Source organism: Halomonas zincidurans B6 (assembly GCF_000731955.1).
GTDB classification, from domain to species: Bacteria; Pseudomonadota; Gammaproteobacteria; order Pseudomonadales; family Halomonadaceae; genus Modicisalibacter; species Modicisalibacter zincidurans.
In genome coordinates this window covers 1,972,136-1,991,190 of the sequence record NZ_JNCK01000001.1, presented here as the reverse complement: position 1 = coordinate 1,991,190, position 19,055 = coordinate 1,972,136, and the positions used below count along the sequence as shown (strand labels likewise).

General features: G+C 63.5%; 14 protein-coding genes and 4 tRNA genes. 12 read left to right on the top strand and 6 right to left on the bottom strand.

The window, feature by feature from the left end; translation table 11 throughout:
- Positions 1–37 precede the first annotated feature (37 nt).
- The 3 genes from trmA (at position 38) to HALZIN_RS0109350 (ending at position 7,317) form a co-directional block, all read left to right on the top strand.
- Complete coding sequence (gene trmA / locus HALZIN_RS0109360; RefSeq protein ID WP_031383955.1) at positions 38–1,141, top strand: tRNA (uridine(54)-C5)-methyltransferase TrmA; 1,104 nt, start codon at positions 38–40, stop codon at positions 1,139–1,141.
- 208 nt (positions 1,142–1,349) lie between these two features.
- Positions 1,350–6,188, top strand: a complete 4,839-nt coding sequence (locus HALZIN_RS0109355) for an NAD-glutamate dehydrogenase (protein ID WP_031383954.1) — start codon at positions 1,350–1,352, stop codon at positions 6,186–6,188.
- A 118-nt stretch (positions 6,189–6,306) separates the two neighbouring features.
- A complete protein-coding gene (locus HALZIN_RS0109350; RefSeq protein WP_031383953.1) occupies positions 6,307–7,317 on the top strand; it encodes a quinone-dependent dihydroorotate dehydrogenase in 1,011 nt (336 codons plus the stop codon).
- Between the two features lie 106 nt (positions 7,318–7,423).
- On the opposite strand, the gene rmf is transcribed toward HALZIN_RS0109350, so the two are convergent.
- On the bottom strand, positions 7,424–7,630 hold the full coding sequence (gene rmf, locus HALZIN_RS17495; RefSeq protein WP_084173463.1) for a ribosome modulation factor: 207 nt from the start codon (positions 7,628–7,630) through the stop codon (positions 7,424–7,426).
- Positions 7,631–7,845: 215 nt separating this feature from the next.
- On the opposite strand from rmf, the gene rlmKL reads away from it, so the two are divergent.
- The gene (gene rlmKL, locus HALZIN_RS0109345; protein ID WP_051907453.1) at positions 7,846–10,059 is read left to right on the top strand and encodes a bifunctional 23S rRNA (guanine(2069)-N(7))-methyltransferase RlmK/23S rRNA (guanine(2445)-N(2))-methyltransferase RlmL; all 2,214 of its coding nucleotides are present in this window, start codon (positions 7,846–7,848) and stop codon (positions 10,057–10,059) included.
- Between the two features lie 15 nt (positions 10,060–10,074).
- Here rlmKL and HALZIN_RS0109340 read toward each other — a convergent pair whose 3' ends face one another.
- A complete protein-coding gene (locus HALZIN_RS0109340; protein WP_031383951.1) occupies positions 10,075–10,350 on the bottom strand; it encodes a hypothetical protein in 276 nt (91 codons plus the stop codon).
- 129 nt (positions 10,351–10,479) lie between these two features.
- On the opposite strand from HALZIN_RS0109340, the gene pdxB reads away from it, so the two are divergent.
- The gene (gene pdxB, locus HALZIN_RS0109335) at positions 10,480–11,634 is read left to right on the top strand and encodes a 4-phosphoerythronate dehydrogenase PdxB (protein WP_031383950.1); all 1,155 of its coding nucleotides are present in this window, start codon (positions 10,480–10,482) and stop codon (positions 11,632–11,634) included.
- Between the two features lie 110 nt (positions 11,635–11,744).
- Here the strand turns inward: pdxB and htpX are convergent, their stop codons facing one another.
- The 4 genes from htpX to msrB form a co-directional block, all read right to left on the bottom strand.
- Entirely contained in the window at positions 11,745–12,644 is a 900-nt protein-coding gene (htpX, locus tag HALZIN_RS0109330) for a protease HtpX (RefSeq protein WP_031383949.1), read from the bottom strand.
- 114 nt (positions 12,645–12,758) lie between these two features.
- Complete coding sequence (locus tag HALZIN_RS0109325) at positions 12,759–13,994, bottom strand: pyridoxal phosphate-dependent aminotransferase (protein WP_031383948.1); 1,236 nt, start codon at positions 13,992–13,994, stop codon at positions 12,759–12,761.
- Between the two features lie 154 nt (positions 13,995–14,148).
- Entirely contained in the window at positions 14,149–15,093 is a 945-nt protein-coding gene (gene ylqF / locus HALZIN_RS0109320; protein WP_031383947.1) for a ribosome biogenesis GTPase YlqF, read from the bottom strand.
- A gap of 222 nt (positions 15,094–15,315) precedes the next feature.
- The gene (gene msrB / locus HALZIN_RS0109315; protein WP_031383946.1) at positions 15,316–15,717 is read right to left on the bottom strand and encodes a peptide-methionine (R)-S-oxide reductase MsrB; all 402 of its coding nucleotides are present in this window, start codon (positions 15,715–15,717) and stop codon (positions 15,316–15,318) included.
- Positions 15,718–15,902: 185 nt separating this feature from the next.
- Between msrB and HALZIN_RS0109310 the strand changes: the two genes are divergently transcribed.
- From HALZIN_RS0109310 to queF, 7 genes are all read left to right on the top strand, one after another.
- Positions 15,903–15,978: transfer RNA gene (locus HALZIN_RS0109310), tRNA-Glu, on the top strand.
- Between the two features lie 36 nt (positions 15,979–16,014).
- Positions 16,015–16,089, top strand: a tRNA-Gly gene (locus HALZIN_RS0109305).
- A gap of 15 nt (positions 16,090–16,104) precedes the next feature.
- Positions 16,105–16,180 (top strand) — tRNA-Glu (locus HALZIN_RS0109300).
- Between the two features lie 23 nt (positions 16,181–16,203).
- Positions 16,204–16,308 (top strand) — tRNA-Gly (locus tag HALZIN_RS0109295).
- A 164-nt stretch (positions 16,309–16,472) separates the two neighbouring features.
- Positions 16,473–17,441: an ABC transporter ATP-binding protein gene (locus HALZIN_RS0109290; RefSeq protein ID WP_031383945.1), complete on the top strand. Its 969-nt coding sequence runs from the start codon at positions 16,473–16,475 to the stop codon at positions 17,439–17,441.
- Positions 17,438–18,211 carry an ABC transporter permease gene (locus HALZIN_RS0109285; protein ID WP_031383944.1) on the top strand — a complete coding sequence of 258 codons (774 nt, stop codon included), beginning with the start codon at positions 17,438–17,440 and terminating at the stop codon, positions 18,209–18,211. Before HALZIN_RS0109290 ends, HALZIN_RS0109285 begins: the two co-directional genes overlap by 4 nt.
- A gap of 7 nt (positions 18,212–18,218) precedes the next feature.
- A complete protein-coding gene (gene queF, locus HALZIN_RS0109280; protein WP_031383943.1) occupies positions 18,219–19,052 on the top strand; it encodes an NADPH-dependent 7-cyano-7-deazaguanine reductase QueF in 834 nt (277 codons plus the stop codon).
- The last annotated feature ends 3 nt before the right edge of the window (positions 19,053–19,055 follow it).

The window sequence follows — 19,055 nt, the reverse complement described above, 5'->3', positions numbered from 1 at the left end:
AAATCCGACCCCGACTTTACGCTTACAAGGAGCCTGCGTGGCCGTACCCGTTGTCGACCCCGAGCGCTATCCGGCGCAACTCGAAGCCAAGCGAGCGCGTATCAGTCAGCGCTTTGCCGGGTTATCGCCGCCGGCGCTGGAGGTCTTCGCCTCGCCAGCCAGCCACTACCGCATGCGCTGCGAGTTTCGCATCTGGCATGAGGGCGACGAGCTGTTCTATGCGATGTTCGAGGTCGATCCCGATGATCCCGGGCAAAAGCGGGTGATTCGCCTCGATCAGTATCCGGTGGCCAGCGAGGCCATCAACGCGCTGATGCCGCGCTTGCTGGAGGCCATCCGTGACCGTCCCCGACTGCGTCGCAAGTTGTTTCAGGCCGAATTTCTGACCACGCTGAGCGGCGAGGCGCTGGTGACGTTGATCTATCATCGCCCGCTCGACGCCGCCTGGGAGGCCGAGGCGCAGTGGTTGCAGGCGCACCTGGGGGTCGCGTTGATCGGCCGGGCGCGCAAGCAGCGGCAGGTGCTGGATCGGGACCATGTCTGGGAGCGCCTCGCCGTCGATGACATGACGCTGGTCTACCAGCAGGTCGAGAACAGCTTTACCCAGCCCAATGCCGAGATCAATCGCGCCATGCTCGGCTGGGCGCGCTCGGCGACCCGCGACAGCCGCTCCGGCGATCTGGTCGAGCTGTACTGCGGCAACGGTAACTTCACGGTAGCGCTGGCCGGCAACTTCCGGCGGGTGCTGGCGACCGAGATATCGCGCACCTCGGTGGCTTCGGCGCAGGTCAATCTCGCCGCCAACGGCATCGACAATGCCGTCGTGGCGCGAATGTCGGCGGAGGCGTTCGCCGAGGCGCTGGCCGGCGAAAGGCAGGGGCGGCGAGTGTCCGCGATGGCGCTCGGCGACTACGCTTTCACCACCGTGCTGGTCGATCCGCCGCGGGCAGGGCTCGATACGGCGAGTTGCGAACGCTTGCGCGAGTATCCGCGCATCGTCTACATCTCGTGCAATCCCGAGACGCTGTTCGACAATCTGCGCCAGCTTCACGACACTCACCGTATCGTGCGCTTCGCGCTGTTCGATCAGTTTCCCTGGACCGATCACTGCGAGTGCGGGGTCTTGCTCGAACGGCGCTGAGCCCGGCATGCTGGCAGGCTGCAGGCGTCTCCTGCGAGCGCTTGTAAAGTCAAGGAACGATGCACAACTGTCATGCATCATGAAGAAGCCGGCATGACGATGGGGAAGCGAGGTAGAGCTAGAGTAAGCTCATCGCCAGCGTGTGATCGACCGCGCCAATGAATATCTCCCGGCCGCAGGCAGCGGCTGGATGCAGCCGAGGTGATTGATGCAACACGTCGCAATCGATGGCAAACAGGAATTCCTGGCTCAACTTCGCGAGCAGCTCGCCAAGCGCCTGCCGCAGGAAAAGGTGGAGGCCGTGACGACCTTCGCCGAGGCTTTTTATGCAAGTGCGCCGCTCGAGGATCTAATCGAGCGTCACCTCGACGACACCTACGGGGCGACGCTGATGACCTGGCACTTCATCCAGCATCACGATCCGCGCTCGCCCAAGGTGCATGTCTACAACCCCGATTTCGAAGAGCATGGCTGGCAGTCCTCGCATACGCTGATCGAGGTGCTGCACGAGGACATGCCGTTCCTCGTCGATTCGGTGCGCATCGAGCTCAATCGCCGCGGCATCACCGTGCATGCCATCCACAATGCGGTGCTCGCCGTCGAGCGCGACCGCCAGCATCGTCTCAAGCGGACCGCGTCGCCGCGCGACAAGGATGCGCCGCAGGGGCGGGAATCGATCATGGTCATCGAGATCGATCGCCACTCGGACGCCCCGGTACTCGAGGATCTCGAGGCGAGCCTGCGCGACGTGCTGACCGATGTGCGCACTGCGGTCGAGGACTTCGAGCCCATGCTGGCGCGGGTCGGCGAGGCTCTGGAAGAGATCAAGGCCACGCGCCCCAAGCCGGTCAGCAAGGAGAATCACAGCGAAGCCATCGCCTTTCTCGAGTGGCTGCAGAACGACCACTTCACCTTCCTCGGTTACGACGAGTACGCGGTGATCGACAAGCAGGGCCGCCAGGAACTGCAGCGCGTCAAGGGCAGCGAGCTGGGGGTATTCAAGCTCGACCAGCCGCGCTATCAGGAGCGTATTCGTAGCGACCAGGGCATCGAGGACGATCGCTACGTACTGATTCCCGAACTGCTGACCTTCGCCAAGAGTGCCTATCACGCGCGCATTCACCGTCCCGCCTATCCCGATTACATTGCCATCGAACGCTACGACAAGGACGGCAACGTGATCGGCGAGCGGCGCTTCATCGGCCTTTACGCCGCGGTGATCTACAACGATTCACCGCGCCACATTCCGGTACTGCGCAGAAAGATTCAGGCGGTGCTGGATGCCTCCGGCGTCAACCCCAAGGGGCACAACGGCAAGCATCTCTTGCAGATCCTCGAGGTCTATCCGCGCGACGACCTGTTCCAGATCAGCACCGAGGAGCTGACCGAGACGGCGCTGGGTATCCTCAATATTCGCGAGCGGCGCCGGGTACGTCTGTTCGTGCGTGAGGATCGCTTTGGCCATTTCTATTCCTGTCTGGTGTTCGTGCCGCGCGACGTATTTTCCACCGACCTGCGGGTGCGTATCCAGAATCTGCTCTGCGAGGAGCTCGACGCCACCTTCGGCGATTTCAACACGTATCTGTCGGAATCGGTGCTGGCGCGCATCCAGTTCATTCTGCGCTTCAATGGCGACAGTCCGACCGACTACGATCTGCGCAAGCTCGAGAACAAGATCGCCGGGCTGGCCCGCAGTTGGCGCGACGACCTGCATAACGCCTTGGTCGAAGGTGTCGGCGAGGAACGGGCCAACCGGCTCATGGGTCGCTATCGCGACGCCTTTCCGAGCAGCTATCGTGAGGATTTCACGGCGCGCACCGCCGTCTATGACCTTAAGCACATCGGCGAAGTCGACGAGGGGGCGCCGGTCGCCCTGAGTCTCTACCGATTGGTCGAAGAGGACGAGGAGGGCGTCAACCTCAAGCTGTTCCATGGCGATGCGCCGATCCCGCTTTCCGATGTATTGCCGATGATGGAGAACCTGGGGCTTCGCGTCCTCGGCGAACGTCCTTACGGCATCCACCGGGCGGACAAGGCGTTCTGGATTCACGATTTCACGCTCGAGCATCATGGCCGCGAAGTCGTCAATCTGCAGGACATGCGCGATATCTTCATCGACGCCTTCAAGCGTATCTGGACAGGCGAGGCCGAAAACGACCCATTCAACCGCCTGATCATCGCCGCCAGTCTCGACTGGCGCGAGGTCGCGATACTGCGCGCCTACGCCCGTTACCTCAAGCAGATCCGCTTCGGCCTGTCGCAGCTGTATATCGCCAACACGCTGACCAGTTACCCGGAGATCACACGCGAGCTGATCCGGCTGTTCACGTTGCGTTTCGACCCGCAGGGCGAGCGGCAAGCCGAGCAGATCGACGCCAGTGTCGAACGATTGACGCAGATGCTCGACAGCGTCGCGAGCCTCAACGACGACCTGCTGCTGCGCCGCTACATCGATCTGATCCAGGCCACCTTGCGCACCAATTTCTATCAGTGCGACGCCCATGGCGCGGTCAAGGACTACATCTCCTTCAAGCTCGACCCGACGCGCGTGCCGGAGATGCCCAAGCCGCGTCCACTGTTCGAGATCTTCGTCTATTCGCCGCGTGTCGAAGGCGTCCACCTGCGTGGCGGCAAGGTCGCCCGCGGCGGGCTGCGCTGGTCGGACCGCCACGAGGACTTCCGTACCGAGATTCTCGGCCTGGTCAAGGCTCAGCAAGTCAAGAATGCCGTCATCGTGCCGGTGGGCGCCAAGGGCGGTTTCATCTGCAAGCGGATGCCCGACACTGCCGACCGCGACGCGATCCAGAAGGAAGGCATTGCCTGCTATCAGCTATTCATTCGCGCGCTGCTCGACATCACCGACAACCTCGATGGCGGCGAGGTCGTCGTGCCGCGGGATGTGGTAAGACGCGACGACGACGATCCCTATCTGGTCGTCGCCGCCGACAAGGGCACGGCGACCTTTTCGGACATCGCCAACGAAATATCGCTGGATTACGGCCATTGGCTGGGCGACGCCTTCGCCTCGGGCGGTGCCAACGGTTACGACCACAAGAAGATGGCGATCACCGCCCGCGGCGCCTGGGAGTCGGTCAAGCGCCACTTCCGCGAGATGGGGCTGGACACCCAGAAGGACCCGTTCAGCGTGCTGGGGATCGGCGACATGGCCGGTGACGTATTCGGCAACGGCATGCTGTTGTCCGACCGGATCCGGCTGATCGGCGCCTTCAACCACCTGCATATCTTCGTCGACCCGGACCCCGACCCGGCGAAGTCCTTCGCTGAGCGCAAGCGGCTGTTCGATCAGGCGCGCTCCAGTTGGGAGGATTACGACGCCGAACTGATCTCGGCGGGGGGCGGCGTCTTCAAGCGCAGCGCCAAGTCGATCGCCATCAGCGAGCCGATGAAGAAGGCCTTCGGCATTCAGGCCGACAAGCTTTCGCCCAACGATCTGATCAATGCCATGCTCAAGGCCCAGGTCGACCTGATCTGGAACGGCGGCATCGGCACCTACGTCAAATCCAGCCAGGAAAGCCATGCCGACGTCGGCGACAAGGCCAACGACGGCCTGCGCGTCAACGGTGATGAACTCAACTGCCGGGTGGTCGGCGAGGGGGGCAACCTTGGCCTGACCCAGCGTGGCCGCATGCAAGCCGCGCTGCGCGGGGTGCGCGTCAACACCGACTTCATCGACAACGCCGGCGGGGTCAACTGCTCGGATCATGAGGTCAACATCAAGATTTTGCTCGACGACATCGTCAAGCGCGGCGACATGACCGACAAGCAGCGCAACGCGCTGTTGGCGGAAATGACCGAGGAGGTCGCCGAGCTGGTGATACGCGACAACTATCGCCAGACCCAGGCGCTGTCATTGTCCGAACGGCTATCGAAGGAGGGCATGGGTCCCTATCGGCGCTTCATCAATGAGCTCGAGGCCAGCGGGCATCTCGATCGCGAACTCGAGTCCCTGCCCAGCGATGAAGCGCTGCTCGAACGCTCCAACAATGAAGAAGGGCTGACGCTGCCCGAACTCTCGGTGCTGATCTCCTATGCCAAGAGTACCCTCAAGGGCGACTTGATCGAATCGGAAGTCCCCGACGATCCGTACATCCAGTGTCACCTCGAACGGGCGTTCCCCAGAACCCTGGTCGAGCGGTTCCACGACGACATGTACGGCCACCGTCTCAAGCGCGAGATCGTCGCCACGCAGATCGCCAACGACCTGGTCGATCATATGGGCATCGTCTTCGTCCGGCGGTTGATCGACACCACCGGGGCCAGCCGGGCGGATATCGCGCGGGCCTATGTGATTGCCCGCGACAGCTTCAATCTCGAGGGGCTGTGGCAGCAGATCGAAGCGCTGGACAATCGCGTCGATAGCGGCATTCAATACCAGATGATGCTCGATCTGATGCGCCTGATTCGTCGCGCTACGCGCTGGTTTCTGCGTCAGCGCAGCAGCCTTTCGGTCAACGAGAGTATCGAGCACTTCGCGCCGCGCCTGTCGCAGCTTCAGGAGAGCATCGGCAAGCGCCTGCGTGGTCAGGAACTCGACCTCTGGCAGGAGCGCCGCGACGAGCTCACCTCGGCCGGCGTACCCAAGGCGTTGGCCAATATCGTCGCCGCCACCGGTAACCTGTTCGCCGGGTTGGGGATCATCGAAGCGGCCAAGCAGACCGACGAGAAGATCCAGCGTGTCGCCGAGCTCTACTACGAGATCGGTCACCGTCTCGAGTTGCCGTGGATGACCGAGCAGGTCGATGCCCTCAAGGTACGCGATAGCTGGCAGGCCCAGGCCCGTGAAGCCTTTCGCGACGATCTCGATCGCCAGCAACTGGCGCTGACCGTCAGCGTGGTCAAGATGGCCGATGCGCCCCGCGACGTGGAGCCGCGGGTCGATCAGTGGCTGGTGCGCCATGCCGATCTCCACGAGCGCTGGTGCGGGCTGGTCAACGAAGTGCGTGGTGGTGCTCAGGGCGGCTATCCGCTGTTTGCCGTGGCGATACGTGAGCTGGTCGATCTGGCCGAGAGCAACGGCGAGAGCTGACGCAGCAAAGTACTGTCATGGGTGGGGCCGCGGCGGCGGCGCACGACGTGCGTCGTCGCCGCGTTGCTTGTGCGGTATACTCCCGGCGCCTTTTGCCCTGTTGCTGCCGAGGAGCCCGATGTACGCGCTCGCCCGTTCACTGTTGTTCCGCCTGGACCCTGAAACCGCCCATGGCGTTACGCTACACGCCCTGAAGCTGATCCACCGATTGCATCTGCAGGGAATGCTCGGTGCCGGAGGGGCACTCGATGCCCCCTGCGAGGTGATGGGGCTGCGCTTCGCCAATCGAGTCGGCCTGGCAGCCGGGCTCGACAAGAACGCCGATCATCTCGATGCGCTGGGGGCGCTGGGTTTCGGTTTCGTCGAAGTCGGCACCGTCACGCCCCGCCCTCAGCCCGGCAATCCGCGGCCGCGGCTGTTTCGATTGCCCGAGCGCCAGGCGATCATCAATCGCATGGGGTTCAACAATGCCGGGGTCGACCGGCTCATCGCCAATGTGCGCAAGAGCCGTTATGCAGGCGTGATCGGCATCAATATCGGCAAGAATCTGACGACGCCGGTCGAGAGGGCGGTCGACGACTACCTCGTGTGCCTGGAGCGCGTGCACGCTTGCGCGCATTACATCACCGTCAATATCTCCTCGCCCAATACGCCCGGGCTTCGCGACCTGCAACTCGGCGCGCACCTCGATGGCTTGCTCGCTCCGTTGCGCGAACGCTGCACACAGCTCGACGACCAGGCGGGGCGTCGCGTGCCGCTGGCGGTCAAGATTGCCCCGGACATGGAGGAGGCCGCCATCGGCCTGGTGGCCGAGGCGCTCGCCCGCAACGCCATCGATGCGGTGATCGCGACCAACACTACGATCGCCCGCGACGCGGTGATGGGCTTGCCGCACGCCGAGGAGCAGGGCGGGCTTTCCGGGCAGCCGGTATTCGCCGCATCGAATCGTGTCGTCGCAGCATTGCGCCGCTACCTGCCCGACATGCCGATCATCGGAGTAGGGGGAATTACCAACGGCGACGAGGCAGTGGCCAAGCATGAAGCGGGCGCGGATCTCGTTCAGCTCTACACGGGGTTCGTCTACCGGGGGCCGGCGCTGGTCGGGGAGTGCCGACGTGCGCTGCGGTGACCGGCGCGAGGAGCCCGGTCGAATCGGACGCTTGGAAACTGTCGGAGATCAACAAGAAGGCCCGTCACCGAGACGGGCCTTGGGGGGTATTCTTCGTTCATTCAGGTTAGATCACCATGGGGTTCTTGTGGATGCCGGCAACCCCTATCATGCCGGCCCACTGATCCCCGCGACCTTCACGCCAACCGCTCATCCAGTATTCGCGTAGGTTGATATCCTGGCTGGGACAGTCATCTCTAGAGCGACCTGTCATACCTGCCTTGTAGCCATGAATATAGGCACGCTGAAAGCGATCACGTTTCTGTCGTTTCATCGGGTGGCCTCTTGTGAAGAACCGGGTTTTTATTGCGAGTCATCAAACGACAACGGTCAAGAAGACCCGTTGGCGCTGCTCTAGAGCCCGCGAACAGAACGCATGCGTTATCAGTAGCTACTAGGGTAAGTACTAGTCCAAAAACGTCAGTCGTGTCGAGTCGTTTTTGTTACAAAAATGTTACGCAAGTGAAATTAAAAGGAATATTCGTTCACATGCCGACCGAGTCGCCAGTGTCAGATGAGTCTTCAGGGTCAGAAGTGCCGAACGACGCGCTGCGGGATTTTTTTGCGACCTGCCCCAAGGGCATCGAAGCGTTGCTGGCCGACGAGCTGGCCCAGTGGGGCGCCACGATCACCAAGCAGACTGTCGCCGGCGTGCATTTTAGCGCTGGGCTGGAGGTGGCCTATCGCGCCTGTCTGTGGTCGCGCCTGGCCAACCGGATCATCCTGTGCCTGGCCCGGCAGGCCGACATCGAGACGCCCGAGACGCTCAAGGCCTGTGTCGAACGGCTCGACTGGGCGAATCATCTGCCCGCCGAGGCGACCCTGGCGGTGGACTTCCACGGCCAGTCAGCGGCGATCCGGCATACCCGTTTCGGCGCCCAGACGGTCAAGGATGGCGTCGTCGATGCATTGCGCCAGGCCGGCCGTGAGCGGCCGCGGGTCGAGTTGCCCGATCCCGACCTGCGACTCTATGCGCACTTGCATCGCGGGCGCCTGACGCTGGGCATCGACCTGGCCGGCACCAGCCTGCACCAGCGCGGCTATCGCCGCGAGCCGGGCCATGCGCCGCTCAAGGAGAACCTGGCGGCGGCGCTGCTGGTGCGCGCCGACTGGCCGGCCCGCGCCAAGCGCGGCGAGCCGCTGGTCGATCCGCTGTGCGGCTCGGGGACGTTGGTGATCGAGGCGGCGATGATGGCTGGCGACGTGGCGCCCAACCTCAACCGGCAACGTTTCGGCCTGCATGGCTGGGCGGGCCATGACGAGGCATTGTGGCAGACGCTCAAGCGCGAGGCCGAGGCGCGTGCCAACCTGGGTCGTCGGCGTATCGAATCGCGCCTGTATGGCTTCGACCAGAGCCCCCAGGCGCTTTCCGCCGCCAAGGCCAATGCCATGCGCGCCGGGATTCCTGCGCTGGTCACCTTCGCAGGCGGCGACGTGCGGCAGCTGCGGCGCCCCATGGAGATCACCGACCGGGGGCTGATCATTACCAACCCGCCCTACGGCGAACGCATCGGCGAGCTGCCTGAGCTGGTCTCGCTGTATGCGGCGCTCGGCGAGCGTGCACGACGCGAATTTCCCGGCTGGAGCCTGGCGCTGTTCACCGGCAACCCCGATCTCGGCCATCGCACCGGGCTGCGCGCCGACAGGCAGTATGCGTTCAAGAACGGCGCCCTGGACTGCAAGCTGCTGCTGATGGCGATTGCCGAGGCGGGGCCGGATGCCGGCGAATCGTCGCCGGCGGCGGATCGGCGCTCGCAGGGGGCGCAGATGTTCGCCAATCGGCTGGTCAAGAATCGCAAGCGGCTGGCCAAGTGGCTCAAGCGTAGCGGCGAGCAATGCTACCGAGTCTACGACGCCGATATGCCCGAATACGCGATGGCCATCGATATCTACGCCGAGCGCGTCCACGTGCAGGAATACGCGCCGCCGAAATCGGTCGAGCCGGCCCAGGCTCAGCGTCGGCTGATGGAAGCGCTGAGCGTGCTGCCCGAGGTGCTCGACGTGCGCGCCGAACGCATTCATCTCAAGCAGCGCGAACGCCAGGCCGGCAAGGCTCAGTACCAGAAACGCGATTCCAGCGGCGAACGCTTTCAGATCGGCGAGGGTAGCGCCCGTTTATGGGTTAATCTGCGCGATTACCTGGATACCGGGCTGTTCCTCGATCACCGTCCGGTGCGCCGGATGATCGCCGAGATGGCCGGCGGCAAGCGCTTTCTCAACCTGTTCTGCTATACCGGGGCGGCGACCGTGCATGCCGCGCTGGGTGGCGCCACGGATAGCGTCAGCGTCGATTTGTCGAATACCTACCTCGACTGGGCGCGTGACAACCTGGCGCTCAACCGGCTCGATCCGTCGCGCCATCGGGTGGTGCGCGACGATTGCCTGCACTGGCTGGAAACTGCCGAGAGCCGTTTCGACCTGATCTTCCTCGATCCGCCGACTTTCTCGAATTCCAAGCGCATGGAGGCGACGCTGGATATTCAGCGCGATCACCCGCGATTGATTGAGCTGGCCATGGCGCGGCTGGCGCCCGGCGGCACGCTGATCTTTTCCAACAACCAGCGCCGCTTCCGATTGGATGAGGGGCTCGCCGAGCGCTTCGCGGTGCAGGACATTACCTCGCGCAGCTACGATCCCGATTTCCAGCGGCGCCCCGATCTGCATCACTGTTTCCTGATTCGCCATCGTCAAGGCGGCGAATGAAGGCCATGCCAAGGGCTATTCGAGCAGCGACAGCTGGCGCACGGCGTCGCGGCCCTCGGGGCTGTCGTCGTGGGTCTCGAGTACCTTGCGAAAGCCCCGCGAGCGCTGAATGTGATCGACGTCGTCGAGCCACATCAGCGCCTGCTCGCGGCTTTCGGCCAGTTGATGCTTGAGGCCGCCGAACTGGGTGCCGATCTGGCCCCAGGTGCGGCTGAATATCCAGTCGCCGAACATGTCCTGATGGATGTGCACCAGCACATAGTCATGAGGGCTTTCCCAGCGGACGATCACGGCGGCTCCAGAGTCGATGGCAGAGAGTCGATGGCGGCTTGTCGCCCCCGATCACTCAGCCTAAGATGGCTGGCGATCGAGGCGCCATCATTGTAGCGGCCCGCCAGCCGGGGACAAGGAGCGAGCAGCATGCGCATTCTAGCCGACCAGAACATCCCGCTGGTCGATGAGTTCTTCGGCGAGCTGGGCGAGATTCGCCGGCTCCCCGGTCGCGAGATCGACGCCCAGGCGGTGGCCGGGTGCGACATTCTATTGGTGCGTTCGATCACCCGGGTCGACGCCGCGCTATTGGCCGGCTCGCCGGTGCGCTTCGTGGGCACTTGCACGATCGGCACCGACCACATCGATCTCGATTACCTGCATGAACGGCGTATCGGTTTTGCCAGCGCACCGGGCTGCAACGCCGACTCGGTGGTCGATTACGTGCTATCCAGCCTCTCGATGCTGGCCGAGGAGCAGGACTGCCGGCTCGATCGTTGCACCATCGGCATCGTCGGGGCGGGCAACGTCGGTGGCCGCCTGTGGCGGCGTCTGGCCGAGCTGGGCGCCCGCTGCCTGGTCTGCGATCCGCCCCGTGCGCTCGCCGAGAATCGCGACGATTTCGTCGATCTCGATGCGATTCTCGGCGAGGCCGACATCATCTGCCTGCACACGCCCCTGGTGACTACCGGCGATCATCCGACACGCCACCTGCTCGACGCAGCGCGCATCGCCGCACTGCGACCCGGCACGGTGCTGCTCAATGCCGGACGTGGCGACTGTCTCGATGGTCGCGCGCTGCGTGAGCGGCTGGCCGAACACGGCGACCTGTACACGGTCATCGATGTCTGGGAACACGAGCCGGCCATCGACGAGGCGCTCTATTCGCTGGTCGACATCGCTACGCCGCACATCGCCGGCTACAGCTTGGATGGCAAGATGCGCGGCACCGAACTGGTCTACCAGGCGATCATGCGTCATTTCGGCTTGCCGGCGCGACGCAAGCTCGGCCAGCTCAAGCCCGAGCCATGGCTGCGCAAGCTGATGCTCAACGGCTGGGCGCCACCCGGCGAGGCGCTCTCGCTATGCGTGCGCGCCTGCTACGACGTGCGCCGCGATATGGTCGGCTTTGAACGCTACCGGCGGCGTCTGGGCATGGCTCAGGCGTTCGATCGCTACCGCGGCGAATACCCGGTGCGCCGCGAATTCTCCACGCTGCGTGTCGATCTCAAGAAGAACAACAACGACCTGCGCGAGGCACTCGAGCGTTTCGGCTTCAAGGTCCGCCTGGCCAACAAGCAATGAACACGGCGATTGGTGGATTGTGGCGTCCATGAAAAGGCTCGCCGGAGCGAGCCCTGATCTTGCGGCCGAACATCATGGTCAAGCATTTCAATGCCTGCCCATCTCAGCGTTTACTGTCGGTAAGCCAATTCCTTGAGCGTCCGGATGCGATCGTCGAGCGGCGGATGGCTGGCGAACAGGCGCTCCATGAGCTTGCGGGTCTGGCCGGTGGTAATGGCGAAGGCGGTCAGCGTATCCGGCATCTGGTCGGGCAACTGGGTTTCCGCCTTGAGCCGAGCCAGGGCGTTGATCATCGCGCCGCTGCCGGCAAGCTGGGCACCGGCGGCGTCGGCGCGGTATTCGCGGAAGCGCGAGAACCAGGCGACGATGATCGAGGCGACCAGGCCGAAGATGATCTCGGCGACGATGACCACCACGAAGTAGCCCATGAAACCCAGCCCGCCGTTATCGTCGCGGCGCAGGAAGCTATCGATCAGTTGCGCGACGACGCGGGCGAAGAATATCACGAAGGTATTGAGCACGCCCTGAATCAGCGCCAGGGTGACCATGTCGCCGTTGGCCACGTGGCCGATCTCATGGGCGAGCACGGCGCGAATCTCTTCGGGACGCATGTGCGCAAGCAATCCAGCCGACACCGCAACCAGCGCGTCGTCCTTCTTCCAGCCGGTCGCGAAGGCATTGGACTGCTGGGCCGGGAAAACGCCGACCTCGGGCATCTTGATGCCGGCATCACGGGCCAGTTCGGCGACGGTATCGAGCAGCCACTGTTCCGTGCTGTTACGCGGCGTATCGATGACCTGGGTGCCGGTGCTTTTCTTGGCCATCCACTTGGAGATGAACAGCGAAACCAGCGAACCGGCCATGCCGAACACGAAAGAGAAGATCAGCAGGCTGTTCATGTTCAGCCCGTTGGCGTTGAGGTAGGGCTCGACGCCGAGCAGGCGCAGGGTAATGCTGGCCACCAGCACTACCGCCAGGTTGGTGGCCAGAAACAGGATGATACGCATCATGGGCGAATCCTCAGCAGTCAGGAGGGGTGTTATTGACGATTAGATTGGTCGCCGGCGCCCGGGTTTCAAGCGCCTTGATGAATGTTGTTGCCTGGTCGTCGCATCCTGGGGCGCTCACTGCCGATAGCGACTCAGAAAGCGTGCGAATCGCTCCAGGGCATCGTCCAGCTGTTCCGCCCAGGGCAGGGTGACGATGCGCACATGATCCGGCTCGGGCCAGTTGAAGGCGGTACCCTGCACGAGCAGGATCTTTTCCTGCAGCAACAGGTCGAGGACCAGTTTCTCGTCGTCCTGGATGTTGAATACGCTCGGATCGAGCCGCGGGAAGGCATACAGCGCGCCCTGGGGCTTGGTGCAGGAAACCCCGGGAATGGCATTGAGCTTCTCGTAGGTGATGTCGCGTTGCGCGCGCAGCCGCCCGCCGGGCAATACCAGGTCGTTGATCGACTGATAGCCGCCAAGCGCGGTCTGGATGGCGTGCTGGGCCGGCACATTGGCGCACAGGCGCATCGAGGCGAGCATGTTGAGGCCCTGGATGAAGTCCGCGGCGCGCTGCTTGCCGAGCCCGCCGGAAAGAATCATCCAGCCCGAACGGAAGCCGGCGCAGCGATAGCTCTTGGACAGGCCGTTCATGGTCACTACCAGTTGCTCGTCGCTGGCCAGCGCACCGGTGGAGACGTGCTCCACGTCGTCGTAGAGAATCTTGTCGTAGATCTCGTCGGAGAACACCACCAGGTCGTGCTGGCGGGCGATGGCCAACAGTTCCTTGACCACCTCGGGCGGGTAGACGGCGCCGGTGGGGTTGTTGGGGTTGATCAGCACCAGCGCACGGGTATGGCTGGTGATCTTGTCGCGCAGATCGGCCAGATCCGGCGCCCAGTCGGCCTGCTCGTCGCACCGGTAGTGCACCGGACGCCCGCCGGACAGGTTGGCGGCGGCGGTCCACAGCGGATAGTCGGGCGCCGGTATCAATACCTCGTCGCCGTCGTTGAGCAGCGCCTGCATGGCCATCACGATCAACTCGGAGACCCCGTTGCCGACGAAGATATCCTCGATGCCGACGCCGGGTATGGCCTTGCGCTGGCACTCCTGCATGATCGCCTTGCGCGCCGAGTACAGCCCCTTGGAATCGCAGTAGCCCTGGGCGGTGGGCAGGTTGCGCATCACGTCCTGGAGGATCTCCTCGGGCGCTTCGAAGCCGAACGGCGCGGGGTTGCCGATGTTGAGCTTGAGGATGCGCTGACCCTCGTCCTCGAGTCGCTTGGCATGATCGAGGACCGGGCCGCGGATGTCGTAGCAGACGTTGTCGAGCTTGTGCGACTTGCGAATCGGGTTGAGGGTCGTTTGCATGGAGTGTCCGTTGCGATAGGGCTTGGCGACTGGCTGGGGCAATGATGTGCGTCTGAGAGTTGCAGGCCGCCGATCTGGGCGCAGCCCAGCATAACCCGCCGCGCTGATCGGCAAAAGCGCCTGCATCGAGCCCTCGAGCCGCGCTCGGGCCGAATCAGGAGGAGGGGGCGGTAGGCAGCTCGGCTGTCGGTTCGACGATGTCGGCGGGAGTTTCCAGCGTCACCCGTCCGAGCTTGCCGTCACGCAACTCGTGCAACAACACCTCGGCGCCGCGATGCATGTCGACTTCGCCGCCGGCGCGCAGCCCGCCGCGCTTGGCGGCGATCGCCTTGACGATGGCCTGGCCGTCGTACCCGGCCTGTGCCATCAGGTCGAGCGCCGGCCCGCCGTCGACCTCGACACCGGCCGCCTGAGGGTCGGGCGCGTAGCCCGGTAGCGTCTTGAGCTTGAAGCGAGCGCTCAGGGCGTCGGGGTAGCGTTTGGTCAGCTCGGCGGCGGCGATCACCGCGACGTCCAGGTAGTCGATCGCGGTGTCGCGAATCGCGCCGCTGGCGGCCAGGCGATAGGCGCTGGCCTGGTTCTCGATCTTCGGCCACAGCACCCCGGGCGTGTCGATCAGGGCGATGCGCCCCTCGATGCGAATTTTCTGCTGGCGCTTGGTCACCGCCGGCTCGTTGCCGGTCTTGGCGATCTTGCGCCCCGCCAGGCCGTTGATCAGGGTCGACTTGCCGACGTTGGGAATGCCCATGACCATCACCCGCACGTCGCGGTCGGCGCGCACCTGACCGGCCAGTTCATGGCACAACGCGGGGATGCGCTTGAGTTCGCGGGCCTGGGTCGTGGTGACCGCCAGGGCGCGCGTGTCCGGCAGGGCGTCGAAGTATTCGACCCATTCGGCGGTGCATGTCGGGTCGGCCAGGTCGGCCCGCGAGAGAATCTTGAGCACCGGCTTGTGCTCGGTGAGCTCGGCGAGCATGGGGTTGGCGCTGGAGTAGGGCAGGCGGGCGTCGAGCACCTCGAGCACCACGTCGATTTCGGGCAGCGCTTCCTTGATCTGGCGGCGCGCCTTGTTCATGTGTCCCGGATACCAGCCGAGCATCGTCGTCCCCTATGCGCTGTTCTGGAAATTGGATCGGCACCTATCTTACCAGACCTGGCAGGTCGGCCGGGCCTGGCAAGAGGCTTGCCGGAAAGGCGTGTCACGGCAGCGAACGCTAGGCTTCGTCTGAAAAGTCGACGAGCGATGGCCAGGCAAGGCAAAAAAGCGCAGGCACTTTTCGGACAGAGCCTAAGCCGGGCGCCCGAAGGCGCCTTGCAGGGATCACTCGTCGGGATGGAAATCCAGCGCCACCGAGTTGATGCAGTAGCGCTGCCCGGTGGTCTGTGGCGGGCCATCGGGAAAGACGTGGCCGAGGTGGGCATCGCAGTGCGAGCAGACGACTTCGGTGCGCCGCATGCCATGGGACTCGTCGAAGTTCTCCTCGACCGAGCCCTTGCCGAGCGGGCGGTCGAAGCTTGGCCAGCCGCAACCGGAATCGAACTTGTGCTCGTTCTCGAACAGCGCCGCGCCACAGCAGACGCAATGATAGATGCCCTGTTCGTCGCTGACCTGATGATCGCCGCTGAACGGCGGCTCGGTGCCTTTCTCGCGGGTTACCCGGTATTGTTCCCGGGTCAGCTGCTGGCGCCATTCGGCGTCGCTTTTGTGCAGTTTGTTGCGCATGCCTTCCTCCTCGCAGGGTGTTCGTGGTTTCGATGCTCATGAGACAACAGACCAAGCTCGCTATGCCAGCCCCGCAGTAGCCGGCTGCGCCGGATTACAGCATAGTCGCCCGGTGGCGCGATGGCGGCTTGACACCCCCAGGCGGGCTAATTAATATACGCGCCACCTCGACGAGGCAGGCATGCGTCCCATTCGTCTAGTGGTCCAGGACACCGCCCTTTCACGGCGGTAACAGGGGTTCGAACCCCCTATGGGACGCCACTTCGTCGCAGGTGTTCGGAATCGGTGAAAACCAGTGCGGGAATAGCTCAGTGGTAGAGCATCGCCTTGCCAAGGCGAGGGTCGGGAGTTCGAATCTCCTTTCCCGCTCCAGTTTTCGCTAAGCGTGTCCCGTTCGTCTAGTGGCCTAGGACACTGCCCTTTCACGGCAGTAACAGGGGTTCGAACCCCCTACGGGACGCCACTTGCATCGCCAGTCCTCTCCAAGCGGGAATAGCTCAGTGGTAGAGCATCGCCTTGCCAAGGCGAGGGTCGGGAGCCGGCACGCCGGTCCGGCGGAAGGCCGCCCCGTCGATCTCGTTTCCCGCTCCAATCTTTCCTATTTTCCTGGCTGCAGGGGTATCGGCGCTTGCCGAACCCGCTCACGGCATGTGTGCTGTTGATTTTCGCTGCAACGACCTCATGTAGTAGTTCTTTGTCACGCTAATCGGAATGGTTAGGCGTGTTCGACGATTGACCGATGAAAGGGGCGTTCGATGGCGAAGCCTGCACTTTCCATCCGTGGACTCACGAAAGTCTACGGCAACGGTTTCCATGCCCTGAAAGGGATCGATCTGGACGTTCCCGAGGGCGACTTCTTCGCCTTGCTGGGGCCTAACGGGGCGGGCAAGTCCACCACCCTGGGGATCGTCTGCTCGTTGGTGCAGAAGACCGCCGGCAAGGTATCGATCTACGGCATCGACATCGATCGTGATTTCCCCAAGGCCAAGTACCACCTGGGCGTGGTACCGCAGGAATTCAACTTTTCCCAGTTCGAGAAGGTCGAGGACATCATCCTCGCCCAGGCCGGCTACTACGGCATGTCGCTACGCGAGGCCAAGCCGCGTTGCGATCAGCTGCTCAAGGAGTTGGGGCTATGGGACAAGCGCAATGGCCCGGCGCGCATGCTGTCCGGGGGCATGAAGCGTCGCCTGATGATCGCTCGCGCGCTGATCCACCGCCCGCGGTTGCTGATCCTCGACGAGCCCACGGCCGGCGTTGATATCGAACTGCGGCGCAGCATGTGGGAATACATGCGGCGGATCAACCGTGACGAAGGCACCACCATCATCCTCACCACGCATTATCTCGAAGAGGCCGAGAGCCTGTGCCGCAACATCGCCATCATCAATAATGGCGAAATCGTCAAGAATACCTCGGTGCGCGATCTATTGACCGAGCTCGACACCGAGACCTTCCTGCTCGATCTGGCGCGACCGATCGTCGCCGCGCCGGCCCTCGAGGGCTTCGAAGTCGAACAGGTCGAGGCCTCGCAACTGTCACTCGGCCTGCACAAGGGACAGCGTCTCAATGACGCTTTCTCGCAGCTATCGGCGCAGGGTGTCGAGGTCGTCTCGATGCGCAACCGGGCCAACCGGCTCGAGGAGTTGTTCGTGTCGATGGTGGAAAGCGACAACGCCGCGTCGCGCCCGGCCAAGGTCGCCGACGAGGAAATCGCCAAATGAACCCCCGTCAGATTCTGGTCTCGCTATGGACGCTGGTGATCAAGGAGGTGCGCCGCTTCACGCGAATCTGGCCGCAGACCCTATTGCCGCCGTCGATCACCATGACCATGTATTTCATCATCTTCGGCAATCTGATCGGCTCGCGCATCGGCGAGATGGACGGTTTCAGCTATATGGCGTACATCGTTCCGGGATTGATCATGATGTCGGTGATCACCAACAGCTATTCCAACGTCGCCTCGTCGTTCTTCTCCAACAAGTTTCAGCGCTCCGTCGAGGAGATGATGGTCTCGCCGATGCCCAACTGGGTGATCCTCGCCGGTTTCGTGCTCGGCGGCATGGCGCGCGGGCTGGGCGTGGGTGTGATCGTCACCGCTGTGTCGTTCTTCTTCACGGATCTGTCGATCCATCATCCGCTGGTAACGCTCGGCGTGGTGACAATGACCGCCGCGCTGTTTTCCATCGGCGGCTTCGTCAACGCGCTGCTGGCGCACAAGTTCGACGATATCTCGATCGTGCCGATCTTCGTGCTCACGCCGCTGACCTACCTGGGTGGCGTGTTCTACTCGATCGACATGTTGCCGGACTTCTGGCAGGGCGTGTCGATGGTCAACCCCATCCTGTACATGGTCAACGCCTTCCGCTACGGCATCCTCGGCGTATCCGACATCCCGGTGGCGGGGGCGCTGGTCGCCATTGCGGTCTTCATCGTGGCGTTCTTCGCGCTGGCATTGTGGATGCTGGAGCGCGGCAAAGGCATACGCAGTTGAGGTACACATGATGAATCGCCCCGAGACCCTCGCAGGCGCCCCGTTGGGACGTGAGTCCAGCTACCCCGAGCATTACGATCCCACGCTTTTGTACCCGATTGCCCGGGCCGCCAACCGTGCGCCGCTGGGAATCGCCGAGGAGCGGCTGCCCTTCGTCGGCGAAGACGAATGGCATGCCTACGAGCTTTCCTGGCTCAATGCGCGTGGCAAACCGCTGGTGGCCGTGGCGCGCTTTCGCCTGCCGGCGGATACGCCACGGCTGATCGAATCCAAGTCGTGGAAGCTCTATCTCAACAGCTTCAACCAGAGCCGTTTCGCGGACGCGAATGCGGTGCGCGATACGCTCACGGCTGATCTGTCGGCGGCGGCCGGCGGCGCGGTATCCGTCGAGCTGCTCGCGGTCGACGACCCGCTGCTGATGCCGCGGCGGTTGCCCGGGGAGTGTCTCGACGATCTGGATATCGCGATCAGCGACTACTCACCGTGCCCCGAGCTGTTGGCTGCGGGGCAGGGCATCGTCGAGGAGAGCCTCTATTCGCACCTGCTCAAATCCAACTGTCCGGTGACCGGCCAGCCTGACTGGGGGAGCGTGATGATTCGCTACCGTGGCCCGAGAATCGACCGCGAGGGGCTGCTCAAGTATCTGGTGGGCTATCGCCAGCATCAGGACTTCCATGAACATTGCGTCGAGCACATTTTTACCGACCTCATGGCGTGCGTGCGTCCCGAGAAGTTGCTGGTGCTGGCGCGCTATGTGCGCCGCGGTGGGCTCGATATCAGTCCTTGGCGGGGCACGCCGGGTGAACGGCCGCCCGAGCCGTTGCGGCTGGCGCGGCAGTGAACA

Excerpts from the sequence above, each read along its gene's own strand:
- HALZIN_RS0109355 (WP_031383954.1), top strand. The coding sequence starts at position 1,350 with ATGCAACACGTCGCAATCGATGGCAAACAGGAATTCCTGGCTCAACTT.
- htpX (WP_031383949.1), bottom strand. The coding sequence starts at position 12,644 with ATGATGCGTATCATCCTGTTTCTGGCCACCAACCTGGCGGTAGTGCTG.
- msrB (WP_031383946.1), bottom strand. The coding sequence starts at position 15,717 with ATGCGCAACAAACTGCACAAAAGCGACGCCGAATGGCGCCAGCAGCTG.
- HALZIN_RS0109285 (WP_031383944.1), top strand. The coding sequence starts at position 17,438 with ATGAACCCCCGTCAGATTCTGGTCTCGCTATGGACGCTGGTGATCAAG.
- HALZIN_RS0109290 (WP_031383945.1), top strand. The coding sequence starts at position 16,473 with ATGGCGAAGCCTGCACTTTCCATCCGTGGACTCACGAAAGTCTACGGC.
- HALZIN_RS0109350 (WP_031383953.1), top strand. The coding sequence starts at position 6,307 with ATGTACGCGCTCGCCCGTTCACTGTTGTTCCGCCTGGACCCTGAAACC.
- HALZIN_RS0109325 (WP_031383948.1), bottom strand. The coding sequence starts at position 13,994 with ATGCAAACGACCCTCAACCCGATTCGCAAGTCGCACAAGCTCGACAAC.
- pdxB (WP_031383950.1), top strand. The coding sequence starts at position 10,480 with ATGCGCATTCTAGCCGACCAGAACATCCCGCTGGTCGATGAGTTCTTC.
- rlmKL (WP_051907453.1), top strand. The coding sequence starts at position 7,846 with ATGCCGACCGAGTCGCCAGTGTCAGATGAGTCTTCAGGGTCAGAAGTG.
- queF (WP_031383943.1), top strand. The coding sequence starts at position 18,219 with ATGATGAATCGCCCCGAGACCCTCGCAGGCGCCCCGTTGGGACGTGAG.
- ylqF (WP_031383947.1), bottom strand. The coding sequence starts at position 15,093 with ATGCTCGGCTGGTATCCGGGACACATGAACAAGGCGCGCCGCCAGATC.
- rmf (WP_084173463.1), bottom strand. The coding sequence starts at position 7,630 with ATGAAACGACAGAAACGTGATCGCTTTCAGCGTGCCTATATTCATGGC.